Source organism: Roseateles sp. AC306 (assembly GCF_979253795.1).
Map to the genome: position 1 here is coordinate 70413 of NZ_CEEDEB010000001.1, position 15647 is coordinate 86059.

Sequence of the window (15647 nt, forward strand, 5' to 3'; positions counted from 1 at the left end):
TAACAAGAGATCAAGCGCGATTATGTCCAAGCCGAAGCCGGCGCCATTGCCAGCGGGCACGGTGGTTGGGGGCTACCAGATCATCAAGCGACTGGCGGCGGGCGGTTTCGGGGTGGTTTATCTCGCCGAAGACCCGGACCACCACCTCGTTGCGCTGAAGGAATATCTGCCCTCGTCGCTGGCCGAGCGTTCTCCGGGTGAGCTGACGCCGCGCGTCAAACCCGAGAAACAGCCGCTGTACCGGCTGGGCCTGAAGAGTTTCTTCGAGGAAGGCCGCTCGCTGGCGCAGATCTCGCACCCGAGCGTCGTCTCGGTGCTGAACTTCCTGCGCGAGAACGAGACCGTCTACATGGTCATGAACTACCTGCAGGGCGACACGCTGCAGGATTTCATCGTCACCGCGCGCGACATGAAGCGCGACAAGGTCTTCCGCGAGTCCACCATCCGCAGCCTCTTCGACGAGATCCTGCGCGGCCTGCGCATCGTCCATCAGCACAAGATGCTGCACCTGGACATCAAGCCGGCCAACATCTTCATCACGAATGACAACAAGGCCGTGCTGCTGGACTTCGGCGCCGCGCGCGAAGTGCTGAGCAAGGAAGGCAACTTCATCCGGCCGATGTACACGCCCGGCTTTGCGGCGCCCGAGATGTACCGCCGCGATGGCTCGCTGGGCCCCTGGACCGACATCTACGCGATCGGCGCCTGCATCTACGCCTGCATGCAGGGCTACCCGCCCAACGACGCGCCGCAGCGCCTGGAGAAGGACCGCCTGAACCTGAGCCTGTCGCGGCTGCGCAATGTCTACTCCGACAACCTGCTCGAAGTGACCGAGTGGTGCATGGCGCTGGACCCGCTGTCGCGTCCGCAAAGCGTGTTCGCGCTGCAGAAAGAACTCGCCCGCGAGACGGAAAGACGCTACACCAAGCTGTCCTTCAGCGAACGGCTGAAACTGCAACTTGAGAACTTGAAGTCTGGGGCCAAGGCGTGAGATTCAGCGTCTTCCAAGTCAGCCGCCGTGGCGGCCGCGAGACCAATGAAGACCGCATGGGCTATTGCTTCACGCGGGAGGCCGGCCTGTTTGCGCTGGCCGACGGCATGGGTGGTCATCCGGAGGGCGAGGTCGCGGCGCAGATCGCCCTGCAGACGCTGGCCGCGCTGTTCCAGCAGGACGCCCGGCCGGTGCTCGACGACCCGCAGCGCTTCCTGCAAGAAACCATCGTCATCGCTCACCACCAGCTGCTGCGCTACGCGCAGAGCAAGGGCCTGTCCGACACACCGCGCACCACCCTCGTCGCCTGCATCATCCAGGGCAACCAGGCCTGGTGGGCGCATTGCGGCGACTCGCGCCTGTACCTCGTGCGCGGCAGCAAGCTTATCGCCCGTACGCGCGACCACTCCTATTCCGAGCTGCAGGAGGCACTTGGCCGTGTCGCCCGCGGCGCCGAGCCCTTCAATCGCAACGTGCTCTTCACCTGCCTGGGCAGCCCCGGCAAACCCATGGTGGACTGCCAGGGCCCCCTGATCATGGAGCCGTCGGACCGCTTTCTGCTGTGCTCCGACGGCCTGTGGGGCAGCGTCGAAGACCACGACATCGTCCAGCGCGTCGCCGACCAGGCCATCTCAGAGGCTGTGCCCGACCTCGTCGAGCAGGCGTTGCGTGTGGGCGGCGCCCGCAGCGACAACGTCACCGTGCTGGCTGTCGAATGGGAAGGCGAGGGCGACCCGGCCGGCGACACGACCCAGAACCTCGGCAATTCCGGCTTCGCCTCCACCATCCAGGGCGCGCTCGATGCCGATCTGGTCGCCGGCATGGACGACGAGGAAATCGAACGCTCGGTGCGCGAGATCAATGAAGTCATTCGCCAATCCGGCCGCGGCTTGAACCGCCGCTAACTCTCCACTCCCCATGACCAAGACTTTCACGCGCAGCGCAGGCCGCGCTGCCAATGAGTTGCGCCCGGTGCGCATCACCCGCAGTTTCACGGTGCATGCCGAGGGTTCGGTGCTCATCGAGTTCGGCGCCACTCGTGTGCTCTGCACGGCCTCGGTCGAAGAACGTGTGCCGCCGCACAAGCGCGGCTCGGGCGAGGGCTGGGTGACGGCCGAGTACGGCATGCTGCCGCGCGCCACCCACACCCGCAGCGATCGCGAGGCCGCCAAGGGCAAGCAGAGCGGCCGCACGCAGGAGATCCAGCGCCTCATCGGCCGCTCGCTGCGCGCGGTGTTCGACCTGGCGGCGCTGGGCGAGCGCACCATCACGCTGGACTGCGACGTGCTGCAGGCCGACGGCGGCACGCGCACCGCAGCCATCACCGGCGCCTTCATCGCGGCGCAGGACGCCGTCAACACACTGCTTGCCAGCAGCAAGCTGTCGCGCTCGCCCATCAAGGATTCGGTAGCCGCCATTTCCGTCGGCATCGTCGACGGCGTGCCGCTGCTCGACCTCGAATACACGGAGGACTCGGCCTGCGACACCGACATGAATGTCGTCATGACCGGCAGCGGCGGCTTCGTGGAACTTCAGGGCACGGCCGAAGGCGTCGTGTTCACGCGCGATGAAATGAACGCGCTGCTGGACCTTGCTGACAAGGGCATCCGCGAACTGATCGTGCTGCAGAAGGCTGCATGAAACTCGTCCTCGCCTCCAACAACGCCAAGAAGCTCGTCGAGCTGCAGGCCCTGTTCGCGCCGCTCGGCATCGAACTGGTGAACCAGGGCAGCCTGGGCATTCCAGAGGCTGAGGAGCCCTTCGACACCTTTGCCGAGAACGCGCTCACCAAGGCCCGCCATGCGGCGAAGTTGAGCGGCCTGCCGGCGCTGGCCGATGACTCGGGCCTGAGCGTGGACGCGCTCCATGGCGCGCCCGGCGTTCGGTCGGCGCGCTATGCGATGGATGCCGGCGGCGAGAAAAGCGACGCCGCGAACAACGAGCACCTGCTGCGAGAGATGGCCGCGATTGAAGACCGTCGCGCCCGTTTCGTCTGCGCGCTGGTGGCCGTGCGCAGCGCTGACGACCCCGAGCCGCTGATCGCGATGGGCCGTTGGGCCGGCGAGATCCTCGCCGCACCGAGCGGCGAGGGCGGCTTCGGTTATGACCCGCTGATGCACATTCCCGCCCTGGGCCGGACAGTCGCGAGCCTCGGTGCCGAGCTCAAGAACCAGCACAGCCATCGCGCATTGGCCGCCGCACAGCTGATCCAGCAGTTCCGCGAGGTTTGGCGCCTCGGCTAGAAGAAGCTGTGAACGAATCCTGCACACCCGCTCGTGCCGCCCAGGCTTCGCCACTCGGCGTTGCAAATGCTCGCCATAGCCTGAGCTATGGCTGTGCTTTGCGCCTGGATTGGCGCACCCTGGACGCCCCGCTCGGGCGCGCCGGACCCGTCCACAGCTTCTGATGGCTGACGTCATCCACCTGATGCGCCCGGGCACGCTGCAACTGCCCGCGCTGCCCCCGCTCGCGCTCTACGTTCACCTGCCCTGGTGCCTGCGCAAATGCCCCTACTGCGACTTCAACTCGCATGAGGTCAAGGACGGCGCGCTGGCCACAGACACGGCCGAGGCCTACCTCGCCGCGCTGCGTGCCGATCTCGAAGCCGCGCTGCCGCTGATCTGGGGCCGGCCAGTCGTCAGCATCTTCATCGGCGGCGGTACGCCCAGCCTGTTCAACCCCGAGCAGATTGCCCAGCTCATCTCTGACATCCGCGCCCGGCTGCCGCTGGACGCGGGTTGCGAGATCACGCTGGAGGCCAACCCCGGCACCTTTGAGCGCGAGCGCTTCGCAGGCTTTCGCCAAGCCGGCGTCACACGCCTGTCGATCGGCGTGCAGAGCTTTGACGATGCGCAGCTCAAGGCGCTCGGCCGCGTGCACAGCGCAGGCCAGGCGCGCGAGGCCCTGGCCGAGGCGGCGGGCGCCTTCGAGACCTTCAACCTCGACCTGATGTACGCGCTGCCCGGCCAGACGCTGGACGATCTGGCCCGCGAGATCGACACGGCGCTGAGCTTCAAGCCGCCGCACCTGTCCATCTACCACCTGACCATCGAGCCCAACACGGTGTTCGCGACGCGCACGCCCCAGCACTTGCCCGACGCCGACCTGGCCAGCGACATGCTGGACCTCATCACCGAGAAGACCGGTGCCGCAGGCCTGGCGCGTTATGAGGTCTCGGCCTTTGCGCGCGAAGGCCATCGCTGTGCGCACAACCTCAACTACTGGCAGTTCGGCGACTACCTCGGCATTGGCGCCGGGGCGCACAGCAAGTTGAGCTTCCCGCATCGCGTGCTGCGCCAGGTGCGCTGGCGCGAGCCGGCGGCCTTCATGTCGCAGGCCAACAAGGTCAGCAATGAGAACGAGGTGGCGCGCAAGGAGCTGCCTTTCGAGTTCATGCTGAACGCGCTGCGGCTGAAGGAAGGCGTCACGCTGACGCAGTTTCTGGAACGCACCGGCCTGCCGCCGTCGAGCATCGCGAGCGCCCTGGCGACGGCACGTGGCCGCGGGCTGCTGACGGCCGACCCGGCGCGCATCCAGCCCACCGAGCACGGCTTCGACTTTCTCAGCGATCTGCAGCAGCTGTTTCTTTGAGCCGTTGCTGCACGGCCGTCACTTCGGCATGCAGCCAGTCGCAGAAGGTGCGCACCGCGGGGTCTTCGCGCAGCGCCTCGGGGTAGACGACCTGGTAGTCGCGCGTGGTGTCTTCGTCGGTGGCCCGGCCGGACACGCGCACCAGGCGCCCGTCCAGCAGCGCGTCGGCCGCGAAGAGCTCGCGCGTCAACGCCACGCCCATGCCCTGCTCCGCCGCCTGGATCAGCAGCGCGGCGTCGTTGAAGGTCGCAACGGGCGCCGCCAAGGTGCCGCTGTGGCCGGCCTCGGTGAACCATTGCCGCCACAGGTCCGTGTCGCCCAGCAGCGGCTGCAGGGCCAGCACCTCGGGCGGTACGCCCACCAGCCGCTGCCCCAGCACAGGGGCAGCGACAACGATGTGAGGCGAGTGGAAAAGCGGCTCGCTGACGAGGCCCGGCCACGGGCCGCGGCCGACGCGCAGGCCGATGTGGAAGCCCTCGCGTTCCAGGTCCACCACCTGCTGAGAGGCATGCAGGTCCAAAGTGATGCAGGGCTGAAGGGCCTGCCAGTTCGGTAGCCTGGGCAGCAGCCAGCGTTGGGCGAACGAAGGCAGGGCGGTCACGCGCAAGGTCTGCGCCGCGCTGCCGTGCGCCTGGGCGGCGGCCAGCAAGCCGGCCTGCAGTTCCGCGAACAGCTTGATCACGGCGCGCTGCAGCGCCTGCCCGGCCGGGTTGAGCGTCAGGCGCCGGCCCTGGCGGGTGAACAGCTCGAAGCCCAGCTGCGTCTCAAGGCCGCGGATCTGCTGGCTGACGGCGCTGTGGGTGAGGTGCAGGGTCTCTGCCGCTGCCCGCAGGTTTTCCGTCTGGGCGGCGGCGCGAAAGGCGGCGAGGTAGTGGAGAGGAAAACGGTCAAGCGATGCCATTGGTAAGCCAGATCAACCAATCAGTGCAGAAACGAGCGCTTTGAATGCGCTCCTTGGCTTCTTAGGATAACCAGAACAACAAGGAGCCACCATGAACTCGCTGTACCGCTGGATCACTTTGTCCTCATTGGCCGCCGCCCTCGTGTTGGTGGCAACGGCCTCGCCGGCATTGACCGACTCGAACGCCGACCTGAAGGAAGCCCGTGCCGACCGTTCGTATCGCGTCGTCGTGGTCGCCAAGGCCGGGCCGCCGAAGCCGGCGCTCTACGTGCCCTTGGCGACGGCCAAGCAGCTTGACGGCTTCAAGCCTGTGCCGCAGCCGGAACGCAACAGCGCTCAGCAGAGGCTGGCTCAGCGCTGAGCGTCAGACCCGATTGAGCGAGATGCCCGACGTCGCACGCAGCCGTTCCAGCACTTTCGTGGCGATCTGGTTCAGCGGCAGCACCTCGTCGGCCGCGCCGGCCGCGATGGCTTCGCGCGGCATGCCAAAGACGACGCAGCTCGCTTCGTCCTGGCAGTAGTTGTACGAGCCGGCGTCCTTCATGACCTTCATCGCCTTGGCGCCGTCGGCCCCCATGCCGGTCAGCATGATGCCGATGGCGTTCGGGCCCACGACCTTGGCGGCCGACAGGAACAGCGCCTCGACCGACGGTTTGTGGCGGTTGATGGGCTCGCCGTCCTGCACGCGGGCGATGTAGTTGGCGCCGCTGCGCTCAACGGTCAGGTGCATGCCGCCGGGCGCGATGTAGCCGTGGCCGGGGAGGATGCGCTCGCCATCCTGCGCTTCCTTCACGCGGATCTTGCACAGGCCGTCCAGCCGCGCTGCGTAACTGCGCGTGAAGCCGGGGGGCATGTGCTGGGTGATGACGACTGCCGGGCTGTCGGCCGGCAGGTTCACGAGCACATCCTTGGTCGCCTCTGTGCCACCGGTGGAGGCGCCGATGAAGATGAGCTTCTCGGTCGAGGCGCGGCCGAGGCTGGCCATGGTGACGGCCTTGACCGGCGCGGCTGCCGGGGCGCCGGCCACTGGCGGCGGCGGGGCCCGGCGGATGTAGGCCTTGGCGGCGATGCGGATCTTGTCGGTGATGTCCTGGGCCAGCAGCTTGATGCCGTCGGCCACGCCGATCTTGGGCTTGGCGACGAAGTCCACCGCGCCCAGTTCCAGCGCCTTCAGCGTCACCTCGGCGCCGCGCTCGGTCAGCGTGGACACCATGACGACGGGCATGGGCCGCAGCCGCATCAGGCGCGACAGGAAATCCAGCCCGTCCATGCGCGGCATCTCGACGTCCAGCGTGATGACGTCCGGGTTGAGGGTGCGGATCATCTCGCGCGCCAGCAGCGGGTCTGCCGCCGCGCCTATGCATTCCATGTCGGGCTGGCGATTGATGATTTCGGTCAGGATGGAGCGCACCAGCGCCGAATCGTCCACCACCACGACCTTGGTCTTGGCCATCGTCGGCCTCCTCAGAACAAATCGATGGAGCCGCCGCTGCTGGCGACGGGCTGCACCTTCTGGATGGCGGCCCTGTCCTGCTGGACGAGGGCATCGGTGTTGGTGGCTGCCAGGCGCTTGACCATGGCCTTGCCGCTCGCAGGCAGGAAGCAGACCTTGCGCGGGTACACGTCCATCACGTCTTTTGACACGATGGGAATGCGTTCCAGCTTCAGGAAGTCGATGACGAAGTTGGTGTTGCGCTCGCCGACGTTGAGCGTGCTCATGCCCGAAATGACGGCGCCGCCACCGAAGATCTTGGCTTCCATGCGCGACTTGCTGGCGCCGCGCTTCATCATCTCGTTGATCAGCAGTTCCATCGCGAAGGATCCGTAGCGGCCGGAGTCGCCATTGCCCTCGGGCAGCATGAAGTGGTTCATGCCGCCGACCCTGGCCACGCGGTCCCACAGGCAGGCGGCGATGCAGGAGCCCAGCGTCGTCATGACGAGCAGGTCCTCGTTGTCAACGAAATACTCGCCCGGCAGGATCTTGACGGCTGCGTTCTTGAAGTGGGCGTCGTAAAAGAAGAACGAGGCCTCGCCCTGCTTGCGCGGCTGGGCCTTGAGCTGGTTGACCTTTGCCACCGCGACCGGGTTGCCGAGGCCGATGGTGGGTGCTGAAGCGAGAGGCGTGCTCATGATCAGACCCGTTCGTAGATGGTTTTGCCCCGCAGCTTGAACAGGTCGCGCGCTTCGGTGAAGTTCTCCGAGTGGCCCACGAAAAGCAGGCCGCCCGGGCGCATCACACGATGAATGCGCTCCAGCACCTTGCGCTGCGTGGGTGCGTCGAAATAAATCATCACGTTGCGGCAGAACACCATGTGAAAGGGGTCACCCAGCTGCCACTGCGTATCCATCAGGTTCAGCGAGCGGAACTCCACCCAGCGCTGCAGTTCGGGCTTGATGCGGATCTTGCCGGAGTTGGCCCCAGTGCCGCGCATGAAATAGGTCTTCAGCCGGTTCGCATCCAGGCCGCGCGAGTCGGCGTTGTAGACACCACGCTTGGCAGCGGCCAGCACATTGGTGTCGATGTCGCTGGACACCAGTTGCACCGATGCGCCGGCGCCAAGCGCCTCGCTGCAGGTCATCAGGATGGAGTAGGGCTCCTCGCCGGTGGACGCCGCGCAGCACCAGATGCGAACCTGCTTGCCGACGTAGGGCTTGAGGTCATCCTTCAGCGCGTGGAAGTGATGCTCCTCACGGAAGAACGAGGTCAGGTTGGTCGTCAGGCAGTTGACGAACTCCTGCCACTCGGCGGCACCGGATGGGCCCGTGGAGGCCTCGAGCCATTGCAGATAGCTGCCGAAGCTTTTGTGTCCCGTCTCGCGCAGCCGCCGCGACAGCCGGCTGTAGACCATCGCATGCTTGCCCTCATGCAGGCTGATGCCGGCATGCTTGTAGATCAGCTCTCGTACCCGGTCAAAGTCGGCCTTGCTGAAGCTGAACTCATGATCAGGAGAGTCGTTGCCGGGGGCGAGGTCGGGTGCGGGCATGTCTCGAGGATCAGATTTGTTGGTGCTCGCAGCAGGACTGGCGTTGGCGTGCCGATTCTGCATTGCAGGCCTGTTTGTACGGGCCTGTCTCGACCCAGCATAGTGCAAACAGGTCCCAGGAACGTGCCTGTTTCACGACCTGGCCCAGGGGATGCCGCTGCTAGACTGACCCGAAACCACAATCCCCCATCCGCTCGCTACACCGCCAGCCTTTGGAACACCGCCTCCCCGCTCCCACTTTGATCGACGCCCAGGCGCTCGATCTGGACCAAGCCCTGCAACTGCTGCGGCAGGCCGGGGCATTGCTTCCGGACGAAGCGCCGCTGAGTGCGGGCTGGCTGCAGGCTGTGCTGGACGCGCTCTGCGACCTCTCCAGCAGGGATGCGCTGACCGGCCTCGTCAACCGCCGCAGCTTCGAGATGGCCCTGGCCCGAGAGGTCGACCGCGTGGCGCGTGCGGGCGAAGCTGCCCTGCTGCTGATGCTCGACATCGACCACTTCAAGGCCGTCAACGACACCCACGGCCATGGCGCGGGTGATCAGGTCATTCGCGCCGTCGCCCGCGCCGTCGAACAGACCGTCAGGCCGATGGATCTCGTCGCCCGCGTGGGCGGCGAAGAGTTCGCCATCATCCTGCCTAACTGCGCCACGCATGTGGGCCTGGCCGTCGCCGAGCGCGTGCGCGAGCGCGTCTCCGAACTCGGCATCGAAGTCGCACCCGGCCAGATGCTCAACGTCACCGTCAGCCTGGGCGGCGCGTTTGCCCCGCAGTGGGTGCGTTCGTCGCCGCTGCTGTGGACGGAGCGGGCCGACCGCCAGCTTTACCGCGCCAAGGCCGAAGGCCGCAACCGCGCCTGTCTTGAACCCCAGATCGATTCCCTGGTCAGCGCCGAAGAAAAGGGCATGTTGTTCGCCTCCCTGAACCTCGACACGCAACAGGACCTGCCATGAGACCTGCACGGCCGCCCGAAGGGGCTCGCACCGCAGTGCGAAGCACGAAGGTTTTCATATGACCTCAACCATTGATCCTGCTGCTCCGCGTCCGACGCGATCCGGCGCACGCACGCTTGCCGTCACCAGCGGCAAGGGCGGCGTGGGCAAGACCTTCATCACCGCCAACCTCGCAGCGGCGCTGGCCGCGCGCGGCGAGAAGGTGCTGGTGCTGGACGCCGACCTCGGCCTCGCCAACCTCGACGTGGTGCTGAACCTGCACCCCAAGCTGACGCTGCACGATGTCTTCACCGAGAAGGCCACGTTGGAGCAGGCCATCCTGCCCGCACCCGGCGGCTTCTCGGTGCTGCTGGCCGGCTCCGGCATGGTCGAGTACTCGCGCCTGACGCCCGAGGTGCGCGACAAGCTGCTGCACATCATCGACCTCGTCAAACCGCGCTTTGACTGGGTGCTGCTGGACACCGGTGCCGGCATCTCCGACGTCGTGCTTTTCGCGATTTCGCTGGCCACCGACGTGCTCGTCGTCGCCACACCCGAACCCACGTCGCTGACCGACGCCTACGCCACCATCAAGGTGCTGGCCACCCAGCAGGACCGCCGCCATGTGGGCCTGGTCGTCAACCAGGCCAACCGTGTGGGTGAGGGCAAGTTGATCTGCGGCCAGTTGCAGCAGGTGCTTCATCGCTTCGTCGGGCCGACCCCGGGCCAGACCTTCCGGCTTGAACTCTTCGGTGAAGTCAGGTCCGACCAGGCCGTGCGCCAGGCGGTGCTGAAGCGCCAGTTGATGCTCGAGCACTACCCCGGCTGCGACGCTGCGCAAGCCATCAAGGCACTTGCCTCCAAGCTCCTTGGCTGAAACTCCCACCACCGCCTTCGAGTGGATGGGCGGCGAGGCGCGCGTTCGCGAACTCGTCGACCGCTTCTACGATTTGATGGAGCTGGAGCCAGCTTACGCGCGACTGCGCGCGGCGCATGGCGACACGCTGGCGTCGGCGCGCGACAAGCTGTTCTGGTTTCTGTGTGGCTGGCTGGGCGGGCCCGACCACTACATCAGCCGCTTTGGCCACCCGCGTCTGAAGGCGCGGCACATGCCGTTTCGCATCGGCATCGCCGAGCGGGACGAGTGGCTGGCCTGCATGGGCCAGGCCATGCAGGAGACCGGGGTGGACCCGGCCCTGCAGGCCCGGCTGGCCGAGTCCTTCTCAGGAACGGCCGACTGGATGCGCAACGTTTAATCGAGGCGGAAGGCGAAGTCCTGCTGGAACACCGCGTCGCCCTGGCATTGATAGCCGGACAGCGCTGATTCCACCGAGCGCTGCAGCGAGCGCCGGGTCTTGCTGTCCAGCGCGCCTTGCGCGACGCGGAAATCGCTGCCGACGACGCGGCCGCCGCGCACCGTCGCCATCACCTGCAGCACGGCTTCCCCACTCCAGTTGAGGGCGGGCAGCTCGGGCTTGGGCATGACGGAGCAGACGGCGCCGGCGGTGCGCACGAGCGTTTCGGCCGGCGGCTGCGTCGAGATGGCGGTGCCGCCCGTGCCACCCGTGCTGCCACCGGTGATGAGCGGCGGCTGCCCCTTGTCCAGCGGCTCACCCTTGATAACCGGGGCTTCCTGCCAGGGGATGGTCGGTACGTCGGGAATCGGAACCTGGATGGTGCTGGGCTTGTCCGCCTTGAGCGTGGGCTCCTTGGGGCGTTCGGGTTCCAGCCGCTTTTCGTCGATGGGCGGCAGCAGATGGATGGCTTCCTTTCGCTCAGTTGGCGGGTGGATCAGCCCGGCACTGAATGCGTAGATCGCCGCCACATGAATGGCGACGACCAGGCTGACGCCCAGGTAGCTTTTGGGTTGCGGCGCACGGTCGGAATAGGCGTGGGACAGGTTCATGGGCTCTCCTCTGCTGCGGTTGGGAAACCAGGGCCGCGCTTGCGGCGGCTTGGAACCCAGGCTACTCCGGCCTAACGTGGCCGGTCAATGGCGCCAGCCCTTCCATCCCATCGCGTGTCTGCCGCGCGACGCGACAGCGCGGCATCAGTTCACGTCAGCGGTGTGTCAGGCCGTCCCGGCCAACAACACGATGAGGGCGCCGGCACCGCCGTCGCTGCCGCGCGCCTGCACGAAGGCCAGCACCTCGTTCTTCTGCACCAGCCAGCGGCGCACGCGGCCCTTGAGCACGGGCTCGCGGCCGGGCGAGCCGTGGCCCTTGCCATGCACCACGCGCACGCAGCGCAGGCCGCGCCGGTTGCTCTCGTGGATGAACTGGCTCAGCGCCTCCCGGGCGCCTTCACGGCGCAGGCCGTGCAGGTCGAGCTGGCCCTGCAAGGCCCAGTGGCCACGGCGGAGCTTGCGCACCACCTCAACGGAGATGCCCTCGCGGCGGAAGCTCAGGCTCTCGTCGGTGTCCAGCAGCGTGTCGACGTCGATGTCGTCCGACAGCGCCTGCAGCAGCACGGCCCGCTCGTCGGCCTCGCGCTGGCGCGGCTCAGGAGGCGGGGGCTCGAGGTCGTGCAGCACCCGCTCGACGTGGCGCAGCGGCGTGATCGGGCCGACGGTCAGCTCGAAAACGCGACGCTCCTGATCGGCCAGCCGCAGCGCTGCCGCCAGCCGCTCGCGCTCCTGCTCGGCCGCGAGCCGCGCGATGGCCAACTCGCGCGCCAGCGGCTTGAGGTCGGCGAAGCTGCGTACCAATTTGCTCACAGCAGACCTCGCTCGGCGAAGGAGACGACCTCGCCCGCGCCGACGATGAAATGGTCGACCACGCGCACGTCCACCAGCGCCAGTGCCTGGCTGAGGTGCCGGGTCAGCAGTTCGTCGGCACGCGACGGCTCGGCCACGCCGCTGGGATGGTTGTGCGCCAGGATGGCCGCGCCTGCGCCCAGCGCCAGCGCGCGCTTGACGACTTCCCTGGGGTGCACCGTCGTGTGGCTCAGCGAGCCGTGGAACAGCGTCTCCATCGCGATCAGCTTCAGCTGAGCGTCAAGGAAGAGCACCGCAAACACCTCCTGTCCCAGCCCGCCGAGCCGCAAGCGCAGATAGGTCTTGACCGTATCCACATCATTCATCGCCGGCTTCTCGACCAGCCGCTGGTTCAGCGAGCGCCGCGCAATCTCCAGCACGGCGGCGATCTCCGCGCGCTTGGCCGGCCCGAGGCCCTTGACTGTGCCGAGGTCCTGCACGCTGGTCGCGAGCAGCCCGGCCCAGCCGCCAAAGCGGTCCAGCATCTGCTGCGCGAGCTGCAGCACGCTGGTGCCCTGGATGCCGGTGCGCAGCAGCAGCGCCAACAGCTCCGCGTCCGCCAATGCCTGCGGACCGCGGGCGAGCAGCTTCTCGCGCGGGCGGGCATCGGGGGGCAGGTGGGTCAGCGGCATAAAATCGGCAGTCTAGCCAAGCGCTTCCCTACCTCTCTCGAATGAACCCCATCCAGGCCGGCTCCTTCCTCACGCTGCATTACCGGCTCTCGGGCCCGGACGGCGCCGACATTGTCAACACCTTCGACGACAAGCCTGCCACGCTGTCGATCGGTGCCGGCCAGCTGTCGCCCGCCATCGAGGCGCGCCTCATCGGCCTGCCCGAAGGCGCTCACGAGCGCTTCACGCTGGCGCCCGGCGAAGCTTTCGGCGAGCGCAACCCGGAGATGCTGCAACGCGTGAAGCTCACCTTGCTGCGCCAGCTGGGTGACCCGGACGAGGTCTACAACGTCGGCGACGTCGTGCAGTTCCCCGGCCCGGACGGGCAGGGCGGCTATGCCGGCGTCGTGCGCGAGTTGGGCGACGAAGCGCTGCTGTTCGACTTCAACCATCCGCTCGCCGGCCAGCCGGTCAGTTTCGAAGTCCAAGTGATCGGGGTGCTGTGATGAATGCTGTCGTGCATCCGCAAGAAGTCCTGCTGGCCGAGCCGCGTGGCTTTTGCGCCGGTGTGGACCGGGCCATCGAGATCGTCGAGCGCGCCCTCGTCAAGTTTGGCTCGCCGATCTACGTGCGCCACGAGATCGTCCACAACACCTACGTCGTCAACGACCTGAAGTCGCGTGGCGCCATCTTTATCGAGGACCTGGCCGAGGTGCCACCCGGCGCCACGCTGGTGTTCAGCGCTCATGGCGTCAGCCAGGAGGTGCGCCGCGAGGCCGCCGTGCGCGGCTTCAACGTCTTCGACGCGACCTGCCCGCTGGTCACCAAGGTCCACGTCGAGGTGGCCAAGCTGCACCGCGAAGGCTACGAATTCATCATGATCGGCCACAAGGGCCACCCCGAGGTCGAGGGCACGATGGGCCAGCTGTCCGAGGGCATCTTCCTGGTCGAAGACGTCGAGGACGTGGCTGGCGTGAAGGTCAAGGACCAGAGCAAGCTCGCCGTTGTCACGCAGACGACGCTGAGCGTGGATGACGCCGCCGCCATCCTGGCCGAGGTGAAGCGTGTCTTCCCGCAGGTGCGTGAGCCCAAGAAGCAGGACATCTGCTACGCCACGCAGAACCGCCAGGATGCCGTCAAGGTGCTGGCGCCGCAGGTCGACGTCGTCATCGTCGTCGGCAGCCCCACCAGTTCCAACAGCAACCGCCTGCGTGAACTGGCCGAGCGGCTGGGCACGCCCGGCTACATGGTCGATGCAGCCGAGGACCTGAAGGCCGAGTGGCTGGACGGCCGTGCCCGCGTGGGCCTGACGGCAGGTGCGTCGGCGCCCGACGTGCTGGTGCAGGCCGTCATCGACCGCCTGCGCGCCCTGGGTGCCACCACCGTGCGCAGCCTGCCCGGCGTGGAAGAGCATGTGCGCTTCCCGCTGCCGATGGGTCTGGGCGACAAGTCCATGGCCGAGGTGAGTTCCTCGCGATCCTGACGCCGGTGCTTCCAGTTTCCGGCGGCGCCTGACTTCGGCGCCGCTTTCGTATCCAGTTTCTGAAAGACATCCATGCTCGACATCACCCAGCTGCGCAAGGACCTCGACGCCGTCATCGAGCGCCTGAATGCGCGCAAGACCCCGCAACCCTTCCTCGACGTGGAGCGCTTCAAGGCGCTTGAAGGCGAGCGCCGTTCGGTGCAGACGCGCACCGAGGAACTGCAAGCGCGTCGCAACGCGCTGTCCAAGCAGATCGGCATGGCCAAGGGCAAGGGCGAAGACGCCTCGGCGCTGATGGCCGAGGTCGGCGGCATTGCCGATGAGCTGAAGGCCGGCGCCGAGCGCCTGGACACCATCCAGGTCGAGCTGAACCAGATGCTGATGGGCGTGCCCAACCTGCCCGACGCGAGCGTGCCGGTAGGTGCGGACGAGCACGGCAACGTGGAAGTGCGCCGCTGGGGCAGCCCGCGCGCTTTCGACTTCGACGTGAAGGACCACGTCGACCTCGGCGCCCCGCTGGGGCTGGACTTCGAGATGGGCGCACGCCTCTCGGGCTCGCGCTTCGCCTTCCTGAAAGGCCCCGCTGCCCGCCTTCACCGCGCCCTCGCGCAGTTCATGCTCGACGTTCAGACGACGGAGCATGGCTACACCGAGTGCTACACGCCCTACATCGTCAACCGCGAGATTCTTGAGGGCACCGGCCAGCTGCCCAAGTTCAAGGAAGACATGTTCTGGGTGCTCCGTGGCGGCGACGAGGAGCAGGTCGAGCAGTACCTGATCTCCACCTCGGAAATCTCGCTGACCAACACCGTGCGCGAGAGTGTGCTGAAGCCCGAGGATCTGCCCGTCAAGCTGACGGCGCACAGCCCCTGCTTCCGCTCGGAAGCCGGCTCCGCCGGACGCGACACGCGCGGCCTGATCCGCCAGCATCAGTTTGACAAGGTCGAGATGGTGCGCATCGAGCATCCCGACAACAGCATGGCCGCGCTGGAAGAGATGACCGGCCACGCCGAGGCCGTTCTTCAGAAGCTCGGCCTGCCTTACCGCACCGTGCTGCTGTGCAGTGGCGACATGGGCTTCGGCTCGACCAAGACCTATGACCTGGAGGTGTGGCTGCCGGGGCAGAACACCTTCCGCGAGATCAGCTCCTGCTCGAACATGGGCGCCTTCCAGGCCCGCCGCATGCAGGCGCGCTTCAAGAACGCGCAGGGCAAGAACGAGTTCGTGCACACGCTCAACGGCTCGGGGCTGGCCGTCGGCCGCACGCTGGTGGCGATTCTTGAGAACTACCAGAACGCGGACGGCAGCATCACGGTGCCAGAAACGCTGCGGCCCTATCTGGGCGGCGTCGACACGCTGCGCGGTTGAGCCGAAAAAGCCTGGCTATAATGCTAGGCTCAGC

At 66.9% G+C, this 15647-nt stretch carries 19 protein-coding genes; 12 read left to right on the plus strand and 7 right to left on the minus strand.

Annotated features, from left to right (window positions below; genetic code table 11):
• Positions 1–22 precede the first annotated feature (22 nt).
• The 5 genes from AC0IZJ_RS00230 (at position 23) to hemW (ending at position 4582) form a co-directional block, all read left to right on the plus strand.
• On the plus strand, positions 23–991 hold the full coding sequence (locus AC0IZJ_RS00230) for a serine/threonine protein kinase (protein ID WP_348012661.1): 969 nt from the start codon (positions 23–25) through the stop codon (positions 989–991).
• On the plus strand, positions 988–1896 hold the full coding sequence (locus tag AC0IZJ_RS00235; protein ID WP_471845447.1) for a PP2C family protein-serine/threonine phosphatase: 909 nt from the start codon (positions 988–990) through the stop codon (positions 1894–1896). Before AC0IZJ_RS00230 ends, AC0IZJ_RS00235 begins: the two co-directional genes overlap by 4 nt.
• 13 nt (positions 1897–1909) lie before the next feature.
• Complete coding sequence (gene rph / locus AC0IZJ_RS00240; RefSeq protein ID WP_471845449.1) at positions 1910–2632, plus strand: ribonuclease PH; 723 nt, start codon at positions 1910–1912, stop codon at positions 2630–2632.
• Entirely contained in the window at positions 2629–3234 is a 606-nt protein-coding gene (rdgB, locus tag AC0IZJ_RS00245; RefSeq protein ID WP_471845451.1) for an RdgB/HAM1 family non-canonical purine NTP pyrophosphatase, read from the plus strand. The genes rph and rdgB overlap by 4 nt, the downstream gene beginning before the upstream one ends.
• 163 nt (positions 3235–3397) lie before the next feature.
• Positions 3398–4582, plus strand: a complete 1185-nt coding sequence (hemW, locus tag AC0IZJ_RS00250; RefSeq protein WP_471845453.1) for a radical SAM family heme chaperone HemW — start codon at positions 3398–3400, stop codon at positions 4580–4582.
• On the opposite strand, the gene AC0IZJ_RS00255 is transcribed toward hemW, so the two are convergent.
• On the minus strand, positions 4554–5483 hold the full coding sequence (locus AC0IZJ_RS00255) for a LysR substrate-binding domain-containing protein (protein WP_471845455.1): 930 nt from the start codon (positions 5481–5483) through the stop codon (positions 4554–4556). The genes hemW and AC0IZJ_RS00255 overlap by 29 nt on opposite strands.
• Positions 5484–5574: 91 nt before the next feature.
• On the opposite strand from AC0IZJ_RS00255, the gene AC0IZJ_RS00260 reads away from it, so the two are divergent.
• Entirely contained in the window at positions 5575–5844 is a 270-nt protein-coding gene (locus AC0IZJ_RS00260; protein WP_471845457.1) for a hypothetical protein, read from the plus strand.
• Positions 5845–5847: 3 nt separating this feature from the next.
• On the opposite strand, the gene AC0IZJ_RS00265 is transcribed toward AC0IZJ_RS00260, so the two are convergent.
• The 3 genes from AC0IZJ_RS00265 to AC0IZJ_RS00275 are packed head-to-tail and all read right to left on the minus strand — an operon-like array spanning position 5848 to position 8467.
• Positions 5848–6936: a protein-glutamate methylesterase/protein-glutamine glutaminase gene (locus AC0IZJ_RS00265; protein WP_471845459.1), complete on the minus strand. Its 1089-nt coding sequence runs from the start codon at positions 6934–6936 to the stop codon at positions 5848–5850.
• An 11-nt stretch (positions 6937–6947) separates the two neighbouring features.
• On the minus strand, positions 6948–7613 hold the full coding sequence (cheD, locus tag AC0IZJ_RS00270) for a chemoreceptor glutamine deamidase CheD (protein WP_471845461.1): 666 nt from the start codon (positions 7611–7613) through the stop codon (positions 6948–6950).
• Between the two features lie 2 nt (positions 7614–7615).
• A complete protein-coding gene (locus tag AC0IZJ_RS00275) occupies positions 7616–8467 on the minus strand; it encodes a CheR family methyltransferase (protein ID WP_471845463.1) in 852 nt (283 codons plus the stop codon).
• A gap of 239 nt (positions 8468–8706) precedes the next feature.
• Here AC0IZJ_RS00275 and AC0IZJ_RS00280 point away from each other — a divergent pair, with 239 nt between their 5' ends.
• From AC0IZJ_RS00280 to AC0IZJ_RS00290, 3 genes are read left to right on the plus strand one after another with little or no spacing between them, the layout of a single operon-like run.
• Entirely contained in the window at positions 8707–9417 is a 711-nt protein-coding gene (locus AC0IZJ_RS00280) for a GGDEF domain-containing protein (RefSeq protein WP_471845465.1), read from the plus strand.
• Between the two features lie 58 nt (positions 9418–9475).
• Positions 9476–10273, plus strand: coding sequence for a MinD/ParA family protein (locus AC0IZJ_RS00285; protein ID WP_471845467.1), 798 nt, complete (start codon positions 9476–9478; stop codon positions 10271–10273).
• Entirely contained in the window at positions 10266–10652 is a 387-nt protein-coding gene (locus tag AC0IZJ_RS00290) for a group II truncated hemoglobin (RefSeq protein WP_471845469.1), read from the plus strand. The genes AC0IZJ_RS00285 and AC0IZJ_RS00290 overlap by 8 nt, the downstream gene beginning before the upstream one ends.
• Here the strand turns inward: AC0IZJ_RS00290 and AC0IZJ_RS00295 are convergent.
• The 3 genes from AC0IZJ_RS00295 to radC form a co-directional block, all read right to left on the minus strand.
• Complete coding sequence (locus AC0IZJ_RS00295) at positions 10649–11302, minus strand: hypothetical protein (RefSeq protein ID WP_471845471.1); 654 nt, start codon at positions 11300–11302, stop codon at positions 10649–10651. The genes AC0IZJ_RS00290 and AC0IZJ_RS00295 overlap by 4 nt on opposite strands.
• Positions 11303–11467: 165 nt before the next feature.
• Complete coding sequence (locus AC0IZJ_RS00300; protein WP_471845473.1) at positions 11468–12112, minus strand: Smr/MutS family protein; 645 nt, start codon at positions 12110–12112, stop codon at positions 11468–11470.
• Complete coding sequence (gene radC / locus AC0IZJ_RS00305; protein WP_471845474.1) at positions 12109–12783, minus strand: RadC family protein; 675 nt, start codon at positions 12781–12783, stop codon at positions 12109–12111. Before radC ends, AC0IZJ_RS00300 begins: the two co-directional genes overlap by 4 nt.
• 41 nt (positions 12784–12824) lie before the next feature.
• Between radC and AC0IZJ_RS00310 the strand changes: the two genes are divergently transcribed.
• The 3 genes from AC0IZJ_RS00310 (at position 12825) to serS (ending at position 15613) form a co-directional block, all read left to right on the plus strand.
• Positions 12825–13268, plus strand: coding sequence for an FKBP-type peptidyl-prolyl cis-trans isomerase (locus AC0IZJ_RS00310; RefSeq protein WP_471845476.1), 444 nt, complete (start codon positions 12825–12827; stop codon positions 13266–13268).
• Entirely contained in the window at positions 13268–14245 is a 978-nt protein-coding gene (gene ispH, locus AC0IZJ_RS00315; protein WP_471845478.1) for a 4-hydroxy-3-methylbut-2-enyl diphosphate reductase, read from the plus strand. The genes AC0IZJ_RS00310 and ispH overlap by 1 nt, the downstream gene beginning before the upstream one ends.
• A gap of 72 nt (positions 14246–14317) precedes the next feature.
• Positions 14318–15613: a serine--tRNA ligase gene (gene serS, locus AC0IZJ_RS00320; protein ID WP_471845480.1), complete on the plus strand. Its 1296-nt coding sequence runs from the start codon at positions 14318–14320 to the stop codon at positions 15611–15613.
• Positions 15614–15647 lie beyond the last annotated feature (34 nt).

Coding starts and splice junctions, on each gene's coding strand:
- cheD (WP_471845461.1), bottom strand. CDS start 7,613: ATGAGCACGCCTCTCGCTTCAGCACCCACCATCGGCCTCGGCAACCCG.
- ispH (WP_471845478.1), top strand. CDS start 13,268: ATGAATGCTGTCGTGCATCCGCAAGAAGTCCTGCTGGCCGAGCCGCGT.
- AC0IZJ_RS00255 (WP_471845455.1), bottom strand. CDS start 5,483: ATGGCATCGCTTGACCGTTTTCCTCTCCACTACCTCGCCGCCTTTCGC.
- AC0IZJ_RS00260 (WP_471845457.1), top strand. CDS start 5,575: ATGAACTCGCTGTACCGCTGGATCACTTTGTCCTCATTGGCCGCCGCC.
- AC0IZJ_RS00230 (WP_348012661.1), top strand. CDS start 23: ATGTCCAAGCCGAAGCCGGCGCCATTGCCAGCGGGCACGGTGGTTGGG.
- radC (WP_471845474.1), bottom strand. CDS start 12,783: ATGCCGCTGACCCACCTGCCCCCCGATGCCCGCCCGCGCGAGAAGCTG.
- AC0IZJ_RS00295 (WP_471845471.1), bottom strand. CDS start 11,302: ATGAACCTGTCCCACGCCTATTCCGACCGTGCGCCGCAACCCAAAAGC.
- AC0IZJ_RS00275 (WP_471845463.1), bottom strand. CDS start 8,467: ATGCCCGCACCCGACCTCGCCCCCGGCAACGACTCTCCTGATCATGAG.
- AC0IZJ_RS00285 (WP_471845467.1), top strand. CDS start 9,476: ATGACCTCAACCATTGATCCTGCTGCTCCGCGTCCGACGCGATCCGGC.
- AC0IZJ_RS00265 (WP_471845459.1), bottom strand. CDS start 6,936: ATGGCCAAGACCAAGGTCGTGGTGGTGGACGATTCGGCGCTGGTGCGC.
- rph (WP_471845449.1), top strand. CDS start 1,910: ATGACCAAGACTTTCACGCGCAGCGCAGGCCGCGCTGCCAATGAGTTG.
- AC0IZJ_RS00310 (WP_471845476.1), top strand. CDS start 12,825: ATGAACCCCATCCAGGCCGGCTCCTTCCTCACGCTGCATTACCGGCTC.
- rdgB (WP_471845451.1), top strand. CDS start 2,629: ATGAAACTCGTCCTCGCCTCCAACAACGCCAAGAAGCTCGTCGAGCTG.
- serS (WP_471845480.1), top strand. CDS start 14,318: ATGCTCGACATCACCCAGCTGCGCAAGGACCTCGACGCCGTCATCGAG.
- hemW (WP_471845453.1), top strand. CDS start 3,398: ATGGCTGACGTCATCCACCTGATGCGCCCGGGCACGCTGCAACTGCCC.